The organism is Rosenbergiella epipactidis (assembly GCF_018494055.1).
GTDB classification, from domain to species: Bacteria; Pseudomonadota; Gammaproteobacteria; order Enterobacterales; family Enterobacteriaceae; genus Rosenbergiella; species Rosenbergiella epipactidis.
The window spans coordinates 1-17,818 of sequence record NZ_JABBFQ010000002.1; the positions used below are offsets into that span (position 1 = coordinate 1).

The 17,818-nt window shown below is 46.6% G+C and carries 18 protein-coding genes and 1 rRNA gene; 7 read left to right on the forward strand and 12 right to left on the reverse strand.

Annotated features, from left to right (window positions below; all coding sequences use genetic code 11):
- Both HGT71_RS02965 and gmhB read right to left on the reverse strand, forming a co-directional pair.
- A 16S ribosomal RNA gene (locus tag HGT71_RS02965) occupies window positions 1–169 on the reverse strand; the annotation flags it as partial.
- A gap of 403 nt (window positions 170–572) precedes the next feature.
- Window positions 573–1,127 carry a D-glycero-beta-D-manno-heptose 1,7-bisphosphate 7-phosphatase gene (gene gmhB / locus HGT71_RS02970; protein WP_214216533.1) on the reverse strand — a complete coding sequence of 185 codons (555 nt, stop codon included), beginning with the start codon at window positions 1,125–1,127 and terminating at the stop codon, window positions 573–575.
- Between the two features lie 321 nt (window positions 1,128–1,448).
- Here gmhB and metN point away from each other — a divergent pair, with 321 nt between their 5' ends.
- The 6 genes from metN (at window position 1,449) to proS (ending at window position 6,995) form a co-directional block, all read left to right on the forward strand.
- Window positions 1,449–2,480, forward strand: coding sequence for a methionine ABC transporter ATP-binding protein MetN (gene metN, locus HGT71_RS02975; protein ID WP_214216534.1), 1,032 nt, complete (start codon window positions 1,449–1,451; stop codon window positions 2,478–2,480).
- Entirely contained in the window at window positions 2,473–3,126 is a 654-nt protein-coding gene (locus HGT71_RS02980; protein ID WP_048911584.1) for a methionine ABC transporter permease MetI, read from the forward strand. Before metN ends, HGT71_RS02980 begins: the two co-directional genes overlap by 8 nt.
- A gap of 32 nt (window positions 3,127–3,158) precedes the next feature.
- On the forward strand, window positions 3,159–3,977 hold the full coding sequence (locus tag HGT71_RS02985; RefSeq protein WP_214216536.1) for a MetQ/NlpA family lipoprotein: 819 nt from the start codon (window positions 3,159–3,161) through the stop codon (window positions 3,975–3,977).
- A 109-nt stretch (window positions 3,978–4,086) separates the two neighbouring features.
- Complete coding sequence (gene rcsF, locus HGT71_RS02990; protein ID WP_099822517.1) at window positions 4,087–4,491, forward strand: Rcs stress response system protein RcsF; 405 nt, start codon at window positions 4,087–4,089, stop codon at window positions 4,489–4,491.
- Window positions 4,488–5,198: a tRNA (N6-threonylcarbamoyladenosine(37)-N6)-methyltransferase TrmO gene (gene tsaA, locus HGT71_RS02995; RefSeq protein WP_214216538.1), complete on the forward strand. Its 711-nt coding sequence runs from the start codon at window positions 4,488–4,490 to the stop codon at window positions 5,196–5,198. Before rcsF ends, tsaA begins: the two co-directional genes overlap by 4 nt.
- A 78-nt stretch (window positions 5,199–5,276) precedes the next feature.
- Window positions 5,277–6,995, forward strand: a complete 1,719-nt coding sequence (gene proS / locus HGT71_RS03000) for a proline--tRNA ligase (protein ID WP_214216539.1) — start codon at window positions 5,277–5,279, stop codon at window positions 6,993–6,995.
- 39 nt (window positions 6,996–7,034) lie between these two features.
- Here the strand turns inward: proS and arfB are convergent, their stop codons facing one another.
- Entirely contained in the window at window positions 7,035–7,466 is a 432-nt protein-coding gene (gene arfB / locus HGT71_RS03005; RefSeq protein ID WP_214216540.1) for an alternative ribosome rescue aminoacyl-tRNA hydrolase ArfB, read from the reverse strand.
- On the reverse strand, window positions 7,448–7,993 hold the full coding sequence (locus HGT71_RS03010; protein WP_214216541.1) for a YaeQ family protein: 546 nt from the start codon (window positions 7,991–7,993) through the stop codon (window positions 7,448–7,450). The genes arfB and HGT71_RS03010 overlap by 19 nt, the downstream gene beginning before the upstream one ends.
- Before the next feature lie 242 nt (window positions 7,994–8,235).
- On the opposite strand from HGT71_RS03010, the gene rof reads away from it, so the two are divergent.
- Complete coding sequence (gene rof / locus HGT71_RS03015; RefSeq protein ID WP_048911577.1) at window positions 8,236–8,496, forward strand: Rho-binding antiterminator; 261 nt, start codon at window positions 8,236–8,238, stop codon at window positions 8,494–8,496.
- Here the strand turns inward: rof and tilS are convergent.
- The 8 genes from tilS to fabZ all read right to left on the reverse strand — a co-directional run bounded on the left by tilS (window position 8,483) and on the right by fabZ (window position 17,778).
- Complete coding sequence (gene tilS / locus HGT71_RS03020) at window positions 8,483–9,835, reverse strand: tRNA lysidine(34) synthetase TilS (protein ID WP_214216543.1); 1,353 nt, start codon at window positions 9,833–9,835, stop codon at window positions 8,483–8,485. The genes rof and tilS overlap by 14 nt on opposite strands.
- Entirely contained in the window at window positions 9,825–10,232 is a 408-nt protein-coding gene (locus HGT71_RS03025; RefSeq protein ID WP_214216545.1) for a VOC family protein, read from the reverse strand. Before HGT71_RS03025 ends, tilS begins: the two co-directional genes overlap by 11 nt.
- Before the next feature lie 68 nt (window positions 10,233–10,300).
- Window positions 10,301–11,260: an acetyl-CoA carboxylase carboxyl transferase subunit alpha gene (gene accA / locus HGT71_RS03030; protein ID WP_048911574.1), complete on the reverse strand. Its 960-nt coding sequence runs from the start codon at window positions 11,258–11,260 to the stop codon at window positions 10,301–10,303.
- A gap of 12 nt (window positions 11,261–11,272) precedes the next feature.
- Window positions 11,273–14,755 carry a DNA polymerase III subunit alpha gene (gene dnaE, locus HGT71_RS03035; protein WP_214216547.1) on the reverse strand — a complete coding sequence of 1,161 codons (3,483 nt, stop codon included), beginning with the start codon at window positions 14,753–14,755 and terminating at the stop codon, window positions 11,273–11,275.
- A 32-nt stretch (window positions 14,756–14,787) separates the two neighbouring features.
- Complete coding sequence (gene rnhB, locus HGT71_RS03040; protein ID WP_214216549.1) at window positions 14,788–15,387, reverse strand: ribonuclease HII; 600 nt, start codon at window positions 15,385–15,387, stop codon at window positions 14,788–14,790.
- Entirely contained in the window at window positions 15,380–16,522 is a 1,143-nt protein-coding gene (lpxB, locus tag HGT71_RS03045) for a lipid-A-disaccharide synthase (RefSeq protein ID WP_214216550.1), read from the reverse strand. The genes rnhB and lpxB overlap by 8 nt, the downstream gene beginning before the upstream one ends.
- A 9-nt stretch (window positions 16,523–16,531) precedes the next feature.
- Window positions 16,532–17,320: an acyl-ACP--UDP-N-acetylglucosamine O-acyltransferase gene (gene lpxA / locus HGT71_RS03050; RefSeq protein ID WP_214216552.1), complete on the reverse strand. Its 789-nt coding sequence runs from the start codon at window positions 17,318–17,320 to the stop codon at window positions 16,532–16,534.
- Between the two features lie 2 nt (window positions 17,321–17,322).
- The gene (fabZ, locus tag HGT71_RS03055; protein ID WP_048911569.1) at window positions 17,323–17,778 is read right to left on the reverse strand and encodes a 3-hydroxyacyl-ACP dehydratase FabZ; all 456 of its coding nucleotides are present in this window, start codon (window positions 17,776–17,778) and stop codon (window positions 17,323–17,325) included.
- Between the last annotated feature and the right edge of the window lie 40 nt (window positions 17,779–17,818).

Sequence of the window (17,818 nt, forward strand, 5' to 3'; positions counted from 1 at the left end):
GCTACCGTTTCCAGTAGTTATCCCCCTCCATCAGGCAGATCCCCAGACATTACTCACCCGTCCGCCACTCGTCAGCAGAGTAGCAAGCTACTCTCTGTTACCGTTCGACTTGCATGTGTTAGGCCTGCCGCCAGCGTTCAATCTGAGCCATGATCAAACTCTTCAATTTAAAGTTTGATGCTCAAAGAAATTATTCTGTTATTCGTAAATGAATTTTCAGTGTCACTCTTCAAGACTTGATACTACAAAGTTTTTTGTGATATCAATCCTGCGAGTGCCCACACAGATTGTCTGATAAATTGTTAAAGAGCATTGCGAATCAACGTTTTAACTCGTTGTCGCGAGGTGGCGTATATTACTCGCTTCACCTCAGGAGTCAATCATTATTTTGATTTTTTCTCCTGGACCGAATCGCTTCAGTCCCTGTCACCGCGCTGCGTATCGTGCTTTGCCGTGTCAGTGGATGCGCATTATAGGGAGTTCAGAAAAAGGCGCAATACCCTTTGAGCATTTTTTTTAAAAAAAATGCTCAAGCGTTCAAAGTTCAAGCATTATGCTGATAAAGCCAGCGATTACTGCTTTTTAGCGAGATAATTAGGGAGGTCAGCGAGGCTATTGAGCACTGCATCTGCTGCAGATTCGCTTTCCGGTGTAACATCCTTCCCTGTTCTTACCAAAACTTTATGGCCCACACCGGCTGCTGAGGCTGCCAACATGTCCTCCATTTTATCCCCAATCATATAAGAAGCACTCATATCGATATCGAGTTGAGCTTGTGCATCAACAAACATTCCTGCTTTAGGCTTGCGACACTCACAATCTTGACGATACTCTTCAATAATCGCTTGAGGATGGTGAGGACAAAAATAGATCCCATCCAAATCGACACCTCTATCCGCGAGCGACCAGTCCATCCATTCGGTGAGATGCATAAATTGGTCTTCCGTGAATAACCCCCTTGCAATCCCTGACTGGTTTGTGATGAGAACGAGCAGATATCCCATCTTCTTTAACTCAACCATTGCGTCAATTACACCATCAATAAATTGAAAGTCATCACTAAGGTGTACATAACCATGATCGAGATTAATCGTGCCATCACGGTCTAAAAAAATTGCGGGTTTCATAACAAAAAATTACTCCATTTCAGTCAAGGAGCTATTATCGCACGAACGCCATCTAATGATCACTGTCTTTACTTCGACGTAGTTTCCCAAATCTGGTGAAATGCCTTTACCGTACTTTATCACTGGTAAGGTAACTAATGCGGTTTGCTTCAATTATCTTCCTTATATAGATAAGGAGATCGGAAATTAATGGGTCTTTTCTAATTAGGATATAAAGGCTAGATTGATTTAGCCGTCTAGATAGCTTAACATCCAGCTAATCACCAATTGATTTTGGTTCCTTACTTCAGCGGCATAATGACATTAAGTACAAACACTATAATGATAAAACTCGAAAATATAACTAAGCGATTTCAACAGGGAAATCTGACTATACAAGCCTTACGCGATGTCACGCTTCATGTCCCCCAAGGGCAAATCTATGGCGTGATTGGTGCTTCAGGGGCAGGGAAAAGTACTCTTATTCGTTGCGTCAATCTTCTTGAGCGCCCGACCTCGGGTAAAGTCATTGTCGATGAACGTGATCTCACGACGTTAAATGCCCATGAGTTAACCTTAGCTCGGCGTGAAATTGGTATGATTTTCCAACATTTTAACTTGCTCAATTCGCGCACGGTTTTCGGTAACGTTGCGCTACCTCTTGAGCTGGAAAATCATTCTAAGGCTGATATAAAAAAGCGCGTAACTGAGTTACTCGAACTGGTTGGACTGGCGGATAAGTACGATGCTCGCCCTGCAAACCTATCGGGAGGCCAAAAACAGCGTGTCGCAATAGCCCGTGCACTCGCTTGCGATCCTAAAATGCTACTCTGTGATGAAGCCACCAGCGCACTCGATCCTGCAACGACTCGCTCTATCTTAGAATTACTCAAAGATATCAATCGCCGTTTGGGGATCACTATCCTACTCATCACTCACGAAATGGACGTTGTTAAACGTATCTGCGATCAAGTAGCCGTCATCAGTAAGGGCGAGTTGATCGAGAATGATAAAGTGAGCGAGGTGTTCTCTCATCCAAAAACACCTCTCGCGCAGCAATTCATCCAATCAACTCTGCATCTCGATATTCCTGAAGACTATCAACAGCGTCTCAGCCAGACCGCTGAATCAAACAAAGTTCCGCTGATTAGACTCGAGTTTACCGGTCAATCCGTTGATGCCCCGCTATTATCTGATATTTCACGCCGCTTCAATGTTGACTGTAACATTATCAGCGCGCAGATGGATTATGCCGGTGGGGTTAAATTCGGCATTATGCTTACCGAAATAGCGGGCGAACAACAACAGTGCCAACAAGCCATCGAATGGCTACAACAAAAACAAGTAAAAACAGAGGTGTTAGGCTATGTCTGAGGCAATGATTTGGCTACTAGCCGGCGGTATTTGGGAAACCTTAGTCATGACCTTTGTCTCAGGTTTCTTTGGATTTGTTATTGGTCTACCTGTTGGCGTACTACTTTATATTACGCGTCCTGGGCAAATCAAAGAGAGCCAAGTGCTCTACCGCATTATTTCAGCGGTCGTAAATATTTTTAGATCAGTCCCATTCATCATCTTACTTGTCTGGATGATCCCCTTCACCCGTGCACTGGTCGGGACGTCAATAGGGTTGCAAGCAGCAATAGTTCCTTTAACGATTGGCGCAGCACCATTTATTGCACGCATGGTCGAAAATGCTCTGCTTGAACTTCCTTCTGGACTAATTGAAGCATCTCGTTCAATGGGCGCGACGCCGCTACAAATTATCCGTAAGGTTCTTTTACCTGAAGCGTTACCGGGTCTTATTAATGCTGCAACCATCACGCTGATTACCTTGGTGGGATATTCTGCCATGGGCGGTGCAGTGGGTGCAGGCGGTTTAGGGCAAATTGGTATCCAATATGGCTATATCGGCTATAATGCGACAATCATGAATACGGTTTTAGTATTGCTGGTTATTTTGGTCTATCTGATCCAACTTATCGGCGATCGTGTTGTTAGGCTCGTCACTCATAAATAGTAATTTGTCTCGATAATAATTAAGGAAATCCCATGACTTTTACGTTAAAAAAATTAGCCACCCTCAGCGCGATTGTTGCAACATTAGCTTTAGTTGGCTGTGACCAGAAATCGCAACAAAATCCCAACCATATCAAAGTGGGGGTCATTGCCGGTTCAGAGCAACAAGTGGCAGAGGTTGCTCAGAAAGTTGCTAAAGACCAATATCATCTTGATGTTGAGCTGGTACCATTCACTGACTACGTTCTACCTAACGAAGCACTGAGCAAAGGTGATATTGATGCCAATGCCTTCCAGCATAAACCTTATCTCGATCAGCAAATTAAAGACCGCGGATATAAAATCACTTCGGTAGCGAAAACCTTCGTCTATCCGATTGCTGGCTATTCGAAAAAAATTAAATCTTTAGACCAACTGCAAGATGGTGCCCAAATTGCAGTACCGAACGACCCGACGAATTTAGGGCGTTCACTACTATTATTACAAAAGGTTGGATTAATTAAATTAAAAGACGATGTCGGTCTACTACCAACCTCTTTAGATATTACGGAGAATCCTAAAAATCTAAAGATTGTTGAATTAGAAGCTCCACAGCTTCCACGCTCGTTAGACGACAACAAAATTGCCATTGCCGTGATTAACACAACCTTCGCGAGTCAAATCGGCTTAACTCCCGTTAAAGATGGTTTGTTCGCCGAAGACAAAAACTCACCTTATACCAACCTTATTGTGACCCGCGAAGATAATAAGGATGCCGATAATGTTAAGAAATTTATCAAAGCTTATCAATCAGAGCAGGTTGAACAAGCCGCTGAGAAAATTTTTAACGGTGGTGCCGTTAAAGGCTGGTAAATACTGTTAATATAATAGGTAAAGGCGACGAGAGTCGCCTTTATTTTTTCAATAGGCGTCGATACCTGTATGCTAACCCTCTAATGAACAGTTGAGTGAGGAAGATTCAATGCGTTTTAGCTTATTACCACTCTGTATGGTGATTGTAGGACTTGCCGGTTGTACTACTCAGTACAAACCCGTCGAGCCTTTCCCCGAAAAGCCTCAAGCTCAACATCAGGAAAAGGTACGCAAACCTGTACACAGAGCGGCGCCGGTGCAACTCTATACTAATCCTGCAGACCTCATTAATAAGCCGTTCCGTGATTTAGGTGAAGTCTCGGGTGAAGACTGCCAAACTAATGCACAAAGCTCACCGCCTAACCTTAATACCGCACGCAAACGTATGCAGGTAAAAGCATCATCACTGAAAGCTAACGCAGTGCTTGTTCACCAATGTGAAGTTATTTCAACTAACTCTGGTTGCTATCGTGAAGCGGTTTGCCAAGGCTCTGCGTTAAAAGTCACGCAATGAATTCATTTTCTTTAGAGCAAATAGGTACGATTCACTCCCCTTGGAAAGAGAAGTTTGCGGTTCCCCGTCAACCCGGGTTGGTCACGGCCATGGGCGCCGAGCTGGAGCTTGTCGCCCCTTATAACCATCATGATATGGTACGTGGTATCGAAAACTTCAGCCATCTATGGCTACTTTTCATCTTCCATCAGACCCAACAGCAAGGATGGAAGCCACTTGTTCGCCCTCCTCGACTTGGCGGTAACGACAAAATTGGTGTATTGGCGAGCCGCTCAACGTTCAGACCTAATCCCATTGGTATGTCTCTCGTCGAGTTTAAAGGTGTTCGCTATGAAAAAAGACGGGTAATCCTTGAATTAGGCAGTGTCGACCTGGTGGATGGTACGCCCATTGTCGATATCAAACCCTATTTACCTTTTGCCGAGTCTTTACCCGATGCTCGTGCCGGCTATGCTCAATCAGCGCCAGAAGCCAGTATGCAGGTATATTTTTCGGATGCCGCGAAACAGCATTTGTCATGCTATCAACACAGTCATCCAACCTTGGCTGAATTTATCCAACAAGTCCTCGCGCAAGATCCTCGCCCGGCGTACCGCCGCCGCCAAGATGACGCTCATTTTTATGCTGCCAGTTTGAGTGATTTTACTGTACGCTGGCAGGTAACACCGTTGGGAACAGAAGTGATTGCAATCGAGCCAATGAAATAGGCTTTTTACGCCATTCACTCACTGATAAACTATATACTACTCACTAAAACAGCTTTCCGTTCAACTGGAACCATATTCATGCGTACTACTCAATATCTACTTTCAACGCTCAAAGAGACACCTTCTGATGCTGAAGTAATCAGTCATCAATTAATGCTCCGTGCAGGGATGATCCGTAAACTTGCCTCAGGCTTATATACTTGGTTACCGACCGGAGTTCGTGTTTTACGTAAAGTCGAAAAAATCGTCCGTGAGGAGATGGAAAATGCAGGTGCCGTTGAAGTGACGATGCCTGTTGTTCAACCTGCCGACTTATGGGAAGAGAGTGGACGTTGGGAACAGTACGGTCCCGAGCTCTTACGTATAAAAGATCGCCACGAACGCCCTTTCGTGCTTGGCCCTACGCACGAGGAAGTGATTACCGATCTTATTCGTAACGAACTGAGCTCATATAAACAATTGCCCTTAAACTTATTCCAAATTCAGACTAAGTTTCGCGATGAAGTTCGGCCACGCTTTGGTGTGATGCGTTCGCGCGAATTTATTATGAAAGATGCCTATTCTTTCCATAGCCATCAAGATTCCCTGCAACAGACCTACGACATCATGTATCGCGCGTATAGCCAGATATTCAGTCGTATGGGATTAGATTTTCGTGCTGTACAAGCGGATACTGGGTCGATTGGTGGTAGCGCGTCTCACGAATTCCAAGTTCTTGCACAGAGTGGCGAGGATGACATCATCTTCTCTGATCAGTCGGATTATGCAGCCAATATCGAATTAGCTGAAGCCGTTGCCCCAACTACCGAACGTGCTGCACCCTCTCAAGCCTTGATGCAACAAGACACACCTCATGCCAAGACCATTGCTGACTTAGTCTCGCAATTCTCTCTTTCAATCGATAAAACCGTTAAAACGCTTATCGTCAAAGCAGCAGAAGAGAGCGAACACACCTTAGTGGCGCTGTTAGTCCGTGGTGATCATGAATTGAATGAAGTGAAAGCAGAGAAATTGGATGTAGTTGCCTCACCGCTCTGTTTTGCAACGGAGCAAGAGATTCGTGATGCTATCGGTGCGGGTCCTGGCTCACTGGGACCTATTGGATTGGCGATGCCGATCATTGCTGACCACAGCTTGAAAGTCATGAGCGATTTCGCTGTCGGGGCAAATCTAGACGGTAAACACTGGTTTGGCGTTAACTGGCTACGCGACCTGCCAGAAGCACGCTACGCCGATATCCGTAATGTGGTAACCGGTGATAAGAGCCCTGATGGTAAAGGTACCCTGCTCATTAAGCGCGGTATTGAAGTGGGTCATATCTTCCAACTGGGAACCAAGTACTCAGAAGCCTTGAAAGCGACCGTTCAAGGTGAAGACGGTCGTAACCAAACCTTACTGATGGGATGTTATGGAATCGGCGTAACACGTGTTGTCGCTGCAGCCATTGAACAGAATCATGATGAGAGAGGAATTATTTGGCCAGAAGCCATTGCGCCTTTCCACGTCGCGATTTTACCGATGAATATGCATAAGTCATTCCGCGTACAAGAATTAGCCGAAAAGCTTTACGAACAACTGCGTAGCGCAGGACTCGATGTCATCTTAGATGACCGTAAAGAGCGTCCAGGCGTAATGTTTGCCGATATGGAATTGATTGGTGTCCCGCACGCCATTGTTATCGGTGATCGTAATTTAGATAATAATGAAATTGAGTACAAGAATCGTCGTACCGGTGAAAAAGAGATGCTATCACCAGAAGCGATTGTTGAGCGTTTACTGTCTCAAATTAAACGCTAAAAACCTCTACATGGCCCTCGTTACGAGGGCCATTATTCATCACTCTAGGTTCACCTTACCTCGTAGATTTTTCTTCGACGACGTCCGGCTTTTACCATCCAGTCGACGAAGCTTAGACGCCTTCGAGGGCTTAGTTTCCTTACGGGTTTTCGATACGACTAATAACTGTGCCAACACCGCACGGAGTCGTTCAATCGCCAACGCTCTATTTTTCTCTTGAGAACGCGCGTTCTGCGACTTAATCACTATTATCCCATCTTCAGTCAGTAGATGATGGCGCTTACTCAAAATCAGGGCTTTCGCATCCTCTGTAAGACTCGATCCTCTGACGTCGAAACGAAGATGAATGGCGGAAGAAACCTTATTGACATTTTGCCCCCCCGCACCTTGGGCGCGTATTGCGGAGGTTTCTATTTCTGCACTTGCAATCTTCTGTTGCGCATTGATGGTAATTACACTGCTTTCTGCCATAGTTCTAACTCTATTTCTATATTATTGCTGCCATCTGAAAGCCAGATAACACCTTCTTGCAAGGTAACTTGCAACGACATATTTCGTTGTGCCAATGCCGCGAGCTGACTTAATTGTTCATCAGTCGCATGCCAAATCGTTAGATTTTTAAATTGCGCGAGCTTTCCTAAGTTCTGCTGCTTCCAAACCGCTGCGGCACGAGATTGATAAGTAAATAACACCACGTTCGATGCTTGGCTAACCGCTTTTTTTAACCGTTTTTCGTCAGGTAATCCCAGTTCAATCCATAACTCTGGGCTACCGTGATCATGATGTTGCCAAATTTCAGGTTCTTCACCAGAGGATAGCCCGCGCGTAAACTCTAGTCGCTCCGATGCGTAAAGGCACCATGCAAACAACCTGAGCATCATCCGCTCATCGTTTTCAGAGGGATGACGTGCCAAGGTTAAGGTATGGCTGCCATAGTAGTGTCGATCAAGATCTGAAATATCGACATTAGCCTTAAATATAGTGGCTTTTAACGCCATAAGTTCTCCAATTATGCCCCATTGTGCTTTAGCAGGATGTGTGGGCTGACTTGCATTACGCCTTACAAACGCCTAGGCTAGTCTAAAGATAAAAAGTGACAACATAGGGTAAGTCTTCGTATTATCTCAGGATAGTCTGGCATATTACGTTGCCATAAGCTTAAAGTTCAGTGACGCATTACACTGTAGTGCGTTTGTGTAAGGCCCGCGGGAATCCGCCATTTACTTACAGGTGAGCAATTATGTCAATCAATGATACCTATCAGCCCATTAATTGTGATGACTATGACAATCTGGAACTCGCCTGCCAACATCATTTGTTACTTCAACTCACCCTACGCAGCGGTGAGTCGTTGAAGGCAGAAGCAGCCGATTTGTTCTTAAGAAAAAAAGTTGAGTATCTTTCGTATAAGTATCATGGTGAACAGCACGAAGTACGATTAGACGCTATCGAAAGCTTTAGTCACCCTGAAATCGGGACTATTACCATCACTCAAAATTAGTCTCTTCCCCAGAGCTAAAATGTATCCACGGTTTTAGCTCTGGATCTATCCCCTCCCACACTACAGCGTATCCTTCACCTTTCTTCGACACGCCAGCTTGTGTCATAAAAATGCCTGGGGCGCACACCAACTCCTCGTTGAAATAGATTAGCGGGATATTTTCTCTTAACCAGACTGGAATCGCTTTCTCTTGCCATATTTTTTTCAGGCTTCTTCCGCCCTGCCGCGTGACAAGGTGCAGATAAGCCGATTGGCCAAAACGCACAGTCATGGACTCTTCATCAGTGGGTGCCCGTAAGCGCAAACCTTGGCTATTCGTCGCCGTTAAGCGTAAGGTTCCGAGACCGTTGGGGAGCACCAACGGCGTTGAAGCACTCTGCCATGAAAAGCGGGTTCCGCGTAAGGCAGGAAATATCCGACTAAGATAGAGACGCTGCTGGTAGCGCCTTAAAGACTTATTGCCTATCAGCAATTGTGGACTTGCGTCATCTCGGCTTAAGGCAACTTCTTGCCACAGACGCGTTAGAGCCTCACGGGACGGGGTCATTGAACCTCTGTGACTTAACCATCTCCGTAATAAAGCATTTCGTTTTTGCTCTGTAGCATCCGCTAAGTAGCCGATATCGATTGAGCCGTCATCCGCTACGCACCGTTGTAAATCTGATGCCAGCAATTCATCCAGTAAACGCTCCTGCTCAGCGCATAATTCCGCACTACGGGTGACACTGCGTGAGAATTGTGGCCAACGTTGCATTAATCGCGGCAAGATACGTAGGCGTAAAAAATTTCGATCATAATGATCATCTTGATTGCTCTCATCATCGATCCAACTCAAATGATGAGAGGTTGCATACTGTTCTAGCTCTTGCCGAGATATGTGTAATAAAGGGCGTAAGTGCCAGTGATTCCCTAGTTTACGCATCGATGGCATTGACGATAAGCCTGCTGGCCCACTGCCGCGTTTCAACGCGAGAAGAAAAGTTTCGCACTGATCATCTTGATGATGAGCGGTCACCAACGCTTCATCGGGATCGAGGACTTGCTTAAACGTAGCATAACGCAAGCTTCGTGCTTCAGCCTCAATCCCGCCTTTTTCGCCTAATAGCTGCACGTTGCGACTAACAAAAGGAATCTCTAACTCGGCACATACACGTCGACAGTGTACTAACCACTGGTCTGCATGCTGACTTAATCCATGATGAATATAGATAGCGCGTAGAGAGAGCGATTGCCTAAACCGTAATTGCGATAATTGATGTAATAAAACGGTGGAATCAAGTCCCCCACTAAAGCCAACCAAAAGCTTTCGATGACCGTGAAGATTGAGATCACTCGGCATCGTCTACTCCATCTTGATAGAATTCCAGCGGTAAGCCATCAGGATCACTAAAGAAGGTAAAGGCTTTATCGGTGATAGGATCAATTCGGATCGGTTCACACTCAATATGATGCGAGGCTAAAAAACGGATCGCCTGTTCAAGATCTTCAACAGCAAAGGCGAGGTGACGTAAGCCGCACGCTTCGGGATAACTGACACGGGGAGGGGCATCGGGGAAAGAAAAGAGTTCAATAACATACCGCCCGTCTAACGCAAGATCTGCCTTCCAAGATTGACGCTCAGCACGATAGGTTTCATTAAGTAGCTGAAGACCCAGTATCTGACAGTAGAAATGCCGACTCTGTGGGTAATTGGAGGCGATAATCGCGATATGGTGGATAGCTTTGAGGTGTAGCATAGCCGCTCTCCCCTGATAAAAAGTGATAAAAAAAGGCCGCCAAAGCGACCTTATTTATTAGCGAATGCTTACGCGTAGCCGTAACTCATCAGACGCTCATAACGGCGATCTAATAGCTCTTCGGTAGAGAGTTCATCAAGCTCAGCCAAATCCGTTAATAATTGCTCTTTTAGCGCTGCAGCCATCTCTTTAGGGTGACGGTGTGCTCCCCCTAATGGCTCAGGGATCACGCTGTCAATTAGCTCGAGTTCTGAAAGACGGTCGGCCGTAATACCCATCGCTTCGGCCGCTAACGGTGCCTTGTCCGCGCTCTTCCACAGGATCGACGCACATCCTTCAGGAGAAATAACGGAGTAGGTACTGTATTGCAACATGTTGACTTTATCGCCCACACCGATAGCTAACGCTCCTCCCGAGCCGCCTTCACCGATGACAGTACAAATCACCGGTACGGTTAGGCCAGCCATTTCACGCAAGTTACGGGCAATTGCCTCCGCCTGACCACGTTCTTCCGCACCAACACCTGGGTAAGCCCCTGGAGTATCGATAAACGTGATAATAGGCATTTTAAAGCGCTCAGCCATTTCCATCAGACGTAATGCCTTACGGTAACCTTCTGGCGCTGGCATACCAAAATTACGGCGAATTTTTTCTTTCGTCTCGCGACCTTTTTGATGACCAATAATCATCACTGGGCGCCCGTCTAATCGTGCGATACCCCCGACAATTGCTTTGTCGTCTGCATAAGCCCGATCACCCGCTAACTCATCGAAATCATCAAACGCATTACGCACATAATCCAAGGTATAAGGACGCATTGGATGACGCGCTAATTGTGCAACTTGCCAAGCACCTAAATCTGCGAAGATTTTCTTCGTCAGCTCGACACTTTTGCCACGCAAGCGTTGAATTTCATCATCAAGATTAATGTCGTGCTTTTCATCTTGAGGGCCAAGGGATTTCAGTGAATCAATTTTCGCTTCAAGTTCAGCGATAGGCTGTTCAAAATCCAGGTAATTAAGACTCATAATGTTCCTGTTTTAATCAAACTCCAGTTCAACCTGCTCCGTTCCGATGACGAGACGTAGATCGTTTAACAAACGATCACTCGGCGTCACCCGCCAAGTTGCCCCAAATCGTAATTTAGCCCGAGCATCGTCTCTTTGATAATAGAGATTCACCGGGATAGTGCCTGAACGATGAGGTTCGAGCACCTGTCGAAGACGGTTTAAAAGCTGGTCATCAATTTGCCTGTCCATTAGTGAGAGAGCAAGACCGCGAGCATATTTTTCACGGGCTTCATCAATATCCATCACTTCTCTTGCAATCATTTTAAGACCACCAGAGAAATCATCGAAACTGACCTGTCCACTAACGATCAGAATTTTATCTTTTTCCAGTAACTGCTGATATTTGTCTAGCGCGTCAGTATATAACATTACTTCTAAACGGCCAGAACGATCATCCAGTGTACATATACCAATTCGGTTGCCACGTTTCGTGACCATCACTCTTGCCGCGAGGACTAACCCTGCTGCAATGGTTATTTTTCCACGCTCAGTAGGATGCATATCTTTTAAGCGCATCCCGCCAACATAACGTTCGATTTCCTTCAGGTACTGATTAATGGGATGACCTGTAAGGTATAACCCTAACGTCTCCCTTTCACCGTCTAACTGTACCTGTTCTGGCCATCGATTTATACTGGCATATGACTGTTCGATTTGTTCAGGTTCTTCTGCAAGGACCCCAAACATATCGCCCTGCCCTGTTGCTTCCGCCTTTGAATGCTGATCGGCAGCTTTCAGTGCATCATTGAGCGCACTCATTAATGCCGCCCGATGTGGCCCTAATCGGTCGAAGGCACCGGACATTATCAGTTTTTCCATCACACGGCGATTAATTTTTTTGATATCCGTGCGCGCGCAGAGGTCAAATAGCTCCTTAAAATAACCGCCTTGATTCCTCGCTTCAAGTATTGCTTCAATTGGACCTTCACCAACGCCCTTTATTGCACCAATACCATAAACAATTTCACCATCGTTATTGACGTGGAAAGGATAGAGCCCAGCGTTGATATCAGGGGGCAGGACCTTCAAGCCCATTCGCCAACATTCATCGACTAGACCGACCACTTTTTCCGTATTGTCCATATCAGCCGTCATGACGGCAGCCATAAACTCTGCTGGATAGTGAGCTTTTAACCATAAGGTTTGGTAGGAAACTAACGCGTAGGCCGCTGAGTGAGATTTATTAAAACCATAGCCAGCAAATTTTTCCACTAAGTCGAAGATCTTCATCGACAACTCGCCGTCGACGCCCATTCGCTCTGCCCCCTCTTTGAAGACTGAGCGCTGCTTGGCCATCTCTTCCGGTTTCTTTTTACCCATCGCCCGGCGCAACATGTCAGCGCCGCCTAATGTGTAACCCGAGAGCACCTGTGCAATCTGCATTACCTGTTCTTGGTACAGGATGATGCCATAGGTTGGCTCAAGCACTGGCTGCAGAGTTTCATGCTGCCACTGGATATCCGGATACGAAATCGCCTCACGGCCATGTTTCCGGTCTATAAAGTTATCAACCATTCCGGACTGTAAGGGGCCAGGGCGGAATAATGCGACCAGTGCGATCATATCTTCAAAGCAGTCCGGTTTAAGTCGCTTGATAAGATCTTTCATCCCCCGCGATTCAAGCTGGAACACGGCGGTGGTTTCGGCACGCTGAAGCATGTCGAAGCTTTTTTTATCATCGAGCGGGATCGCATCGATATTGATTGGCGGCTCACCTTGCTTCTCACGCCGTGCATTGATCATCTGCAATGCCCAGTTGATGATGGTGAGCGTCCGTAAACCTAGGAAGTCAAATTTGACGAGCCCAGCATATTCCACGTCATTTTTATCGAACTGCGTAACGGGATGCTGACCCAGTTCATCGCAGTACAGCGGGGCAAAGTCAGTAATTTTAGTTGGCGCGATAACAACGCCTCCCGCATGTTTACCGGCATTACGCGTTACCCCTTCAAGCTTACGAGCCATATCGATCAGGGCTTTGACTTCTTCATCGGCCTCGTAAATCTCAGGTAGCTGAGGCTCGGCTATGAAAGCTTTCTCTAGGGTCATTCCAGGGTCAGGCGGAATTAATTTCGAAATCCGATCAACGAAGCCGTAAGGATGCCCGAGGACTCGCCCGACATCACGAATAACCGCTTTTGCTGCCATGGTCCCAAAGGTAATGATCTGCGATACCGCTTCTCGACCATACATCTCGGCCACGTGGTCGATAACTAAATCACGCTTCTCCATACAGAAGTCGACATCAAAGTCCGGCATCGATACACGTTCTGGATTGAGGAACCGTTCAAATAGCAGATCAAATTCGAGTGGGTCGAGATCTGTGATTTTCAGTGCATAGGCCACCAACGAACCTGCACCGGAGCCTCGGCCAGGGCCAACAGGTACGCCATTGTCTTTTGACCACTGGATAAATTCCATCACGATAAGGAAGTAACCCGGGAACCCCATCTGGTTAATTACCGTTAATTCTATCTCTAAGCGCTCATCATAGGCTGGACGCTTGGCAGCACGGACCTCATCGTCGGGAAAGAGGAACACAAGTCTCTCTTCCAAACCCGCTTTGGAACTTGCGACTAAAAAGTCTTCCGTGGTCATCTCACCCGTCGGGAATTGTGGGAGAAAATACTCACCGAGTCGGATGGTGACGTTGCAACGGCGGGCGATCTCGACACTATTAGCCAGGGCTTCGGGAATATCGGCAAAGAGTTCGCACATCTCCTCTTCAGTACGGAGATATTGTTGTTCGGTATACAGTTTGGGACGTTTAGGATCATCAAGTGTATAGCCATCATGGATAGCGACTCGAATTTCATGGGCATCAAAATCTTGATGGCTGAGGAAGCACACATCGTTACTGGCTACGACGGGAATCTGGTGATCAACCGCTAACTGTAGCGCTTGGTGTAAGTAGTTCTCTTCGTCATTACGACCCGTTCGGGTAAGTTCCAGATAGTAATTGTCTGGGAAGTACTCTTGGTAGAAGGCAAGGCACTGTTCCGCCAGCGCAGCATTACCTCTTAACAGGCTATAACCCACATCCCCTTTAAAGCCCCCGGATAACAAGATAAGGCCGGGTGCATGTTCAATTAACCATTGCTGATCAACAATTGGCCCCTGATGCCCATATCCCCGCTGATAGGCTTTAGAAATAAGCAATGTGAGGTTCTGATAGCCTTCGTTGTTGGCCGCAAGCACCGTAAGCTGCATTGGCTCGTCGCCCAATAGAGGATTGATCACTTTCAGATCAGCGCCGATAATCGGTTTAACACCGGCCCCTAACGCAGCACCATAAAATTTGACCAAACCACATAAATTCATATGGTCCGTGATACCCAGAGCAGGCATGCCTAAACTCGCTGCTTTTTTAACTAAAGCACCGGTTTTAGCGATACCATCAATCATGGAGTAATCGCTATGGACATGAAGATGAATAAAACGTGGGTTAGCCATAATACTCGCTTATCGGGGTGACTGTTTACTGATTAGGTTGACAGGGTAGCCAATATATTTCTGACCGGCGCAAAACTGCGACGATGCTCAAGAATTGGACCAAAACGTGTCAATTGTTCTAGATGCTTAGCGGTAGGATAGCCCTTGTGTTGTGCAAATCCGTACTCAGGGTATTGCTGGTCGAGGTCCGCCATTTCTTGGTCTCGCGTGACTTTCGCTAGAATAGAGGCCGCGCTGATTTCTGCTACTAAACTATCCCCCTTCACCACCGCTTGAGCAGGCATGGGTAAGACGGGGCAACGGTTACCATCAATCAATACAAAATCAGGCGTCAGTGAGAGCCCCGCAACCGCTCGCTGCATCGCAAGCATCGTAGCATGAAGAATATTCAGTTGGTCGATCTCATGCGGTTCTGCACGGCCAATTGACCAAGATAATGCTTTTTCTTTGATTTCGCTGCATAACATTAGCCGTTTCTTTTCACTTATTTTTTTCGAGTCAGCCAATCCCAAAATAGGGTTATTTGGATCTAAGATAACGGCTGCCGTGACAACAGCACCCACCAAAGGTCCACGCCCCACTTCATCAACACCGGCGATACAGTGGGCGACGGGGTAAATAAAATCAGCCATCAATAAGTTCCAGTACTGCTTGTGCAGCTTGATTATCTGCATCCCAGCGAATTTGCTGATGCAATGTTTGGAAAGTTGTGAGTAATTCCTGCCGCTCAGGACTCTCATGCAGTAACGGTTCAAGAGCCGCCGCGAGACGTTGGGGCGTACACTCTTCTTGCAGGAGTTCCTTCACTAATTCTCGACCAGCAAGCAGGTTAGGTAAGGATACCCACTGTGTTTTGACTAAGCGTTTCGCCAGCCAAAACGTGAAAGGTTTCATTCGGTAGCCAACTACCATAGGACATTTCGCTAACATGCACTCTAATGCAGCAGTCCCCGAAGCCAGTATTGCGGCATCGCTCGCGATCATCACTTCACGTGCTTTCCCCTCAACCAAATGCAGCGATAACGTGGGTGCGATTTCCTGCTTGATGGCAAGAAATTGCTCGGCTCGGTGCGCATTCGCTGCGGGAACGATAATTTCAAGATCAGGATAACGCTCTCTCAGCAAGACCGCAGCGCGTAAAAAATCTGCACTCAGCATATCGACTTCGCTCGATCGACTGCCGGGGAGAAGCGCTAAGCAACGCGCTTGAGGAGCAATATCCAAGGTCTTTCGTGCCGCGAGCTTATCAGGATGAAGGGCGATATCGTCTGCCATTTTGTGGCCGATAAATTGGCAAGGCACATCAAAGCGATCGTAAAAAGCTTTCTCAAATGGTAGAAAAGCGAGCACTAAGTCAGTATTACGGCCTATTTTAAAGACTCTTTTTTGACGCCATGCCCAAACAGAGGGACTGACATAGTGAATGGTCGGGATCCCCGCTCGCTTCAGTTTGCCTTCTAAAGGGATATTAAAATCAGGCGCATCGATTCCAACGAAAACGTCAGGCTTTAGCGTAGTTAACCGCTCAGTTAACTCACGACGAATGTGGAGTAACCTTCTTAAACGGCCTAGTACCTCGACGATCCCCATTACCGCCAACTCTTCCATTTCGTACCAAGCCTCGCAGCCTTCCGCTTGCATAAGCGGGCCAGCGACGCCAACGAATCGGATATTTGGATTTTTTTGTTTAAGCGAACGGATTAATCCGGCACCTAAAATATCGCCGGAGGTTTCTCCGGCGATAAGGGCAACAGTCAAAGGACGCATGAAAACCTTTTATCGTATAAGACCGCGAGTCGAACGTGCGAAGAAATCATAGAAGGGTTGAACTTCGCTGTGTTCTTGAGCCAACGCAGCGATTTCTGGCTTAACCTCTTCGAGAGTGCGGCCACTGCGATACAGAAGTTTGTAGGCATTACGAATAGCGTGTAATGCTTCCTTACTGAAGCCGCGGCGTTTGAGCCCTTCGATATTGACACCATAAGGTGAAGCATGGTTACCCTGTGCAATCACATAAGGTGGAACATCTTGTACCACTCCCGAACAGCCGCCAACCATCACATGGGCCCCAATGGTGCACCATTGATGCACTGCGGTCATTCCGCCAATGATTGCGTGGTCATCCACCGTCACATGTCCGGCTAATGTCGCATTGTTAGCGAAGATACAGTGGTTACCAATCAGCCCATCATGTCCAATATGAGTATTCCCCATAAGGAGATTGTGATTACCAAGACGAGTAACCCCCCCTCCCTGTACACTGCCACGGTGAATAGAACACCCTTCACGAATACTATTATGATCACCAATGATCACTTTAGTATCCTCTCCTGCATATTTTAGGTCTTGGTTAACTTCACCAATAGACGTAAATTGGAAGATGAGGTTATCTTGCCCTATCTGCGTGAAACCATTTACCACCACATGAGATTTCAATACTGTTCTAGCACCGATTTCTACATTCTTTCCGATGATCGAAAAAGGGCCAATCGTCACTTCAGGGCCAATTTTAGCCCCTTCTTCGACAATGGCTGTGGGATGAATGCGAGCTGACTGATCAATCACTTTTACGCCTCCCGGCTACGGGCACACATCATGGTCGCTTCACAGACGACTTTACCGTCAACGGTTGCGACCCCTTTGAAGCGAGTCAGGCCACGGCGAGTTTTTTCAAACGTGACTTCCATCACCATCTGATCGCCTGGAACAACTGGCTTTTTAAAGCGCGCGCTATCGATACCAGCAAAATAGTACAGTTCACCAGGTTCTAATCCCCCCACGCTTTTAAACGCGAGAATCCCGGTTGCTTGTGCCATCGCTTCCAGAATCAATACACCTGGAAAGATAGGTTTACCAGGGAAGTGACCTTGGAAAAACGGTTCATTCACACTGACATTTTTAACCGCACGCAAATAAGTATGTGGTTCAAAATCTAAAACGCGATCAACGAGTAAAAACGGATAGCGGTGTGGAAGTAAATCAAAGATCTCTTCAATCGCCAGAGTATGTGTTTCAGTAGTCAAGATACTCTTCCTGCTCTAAAATGTTAGCAAAAACACGACA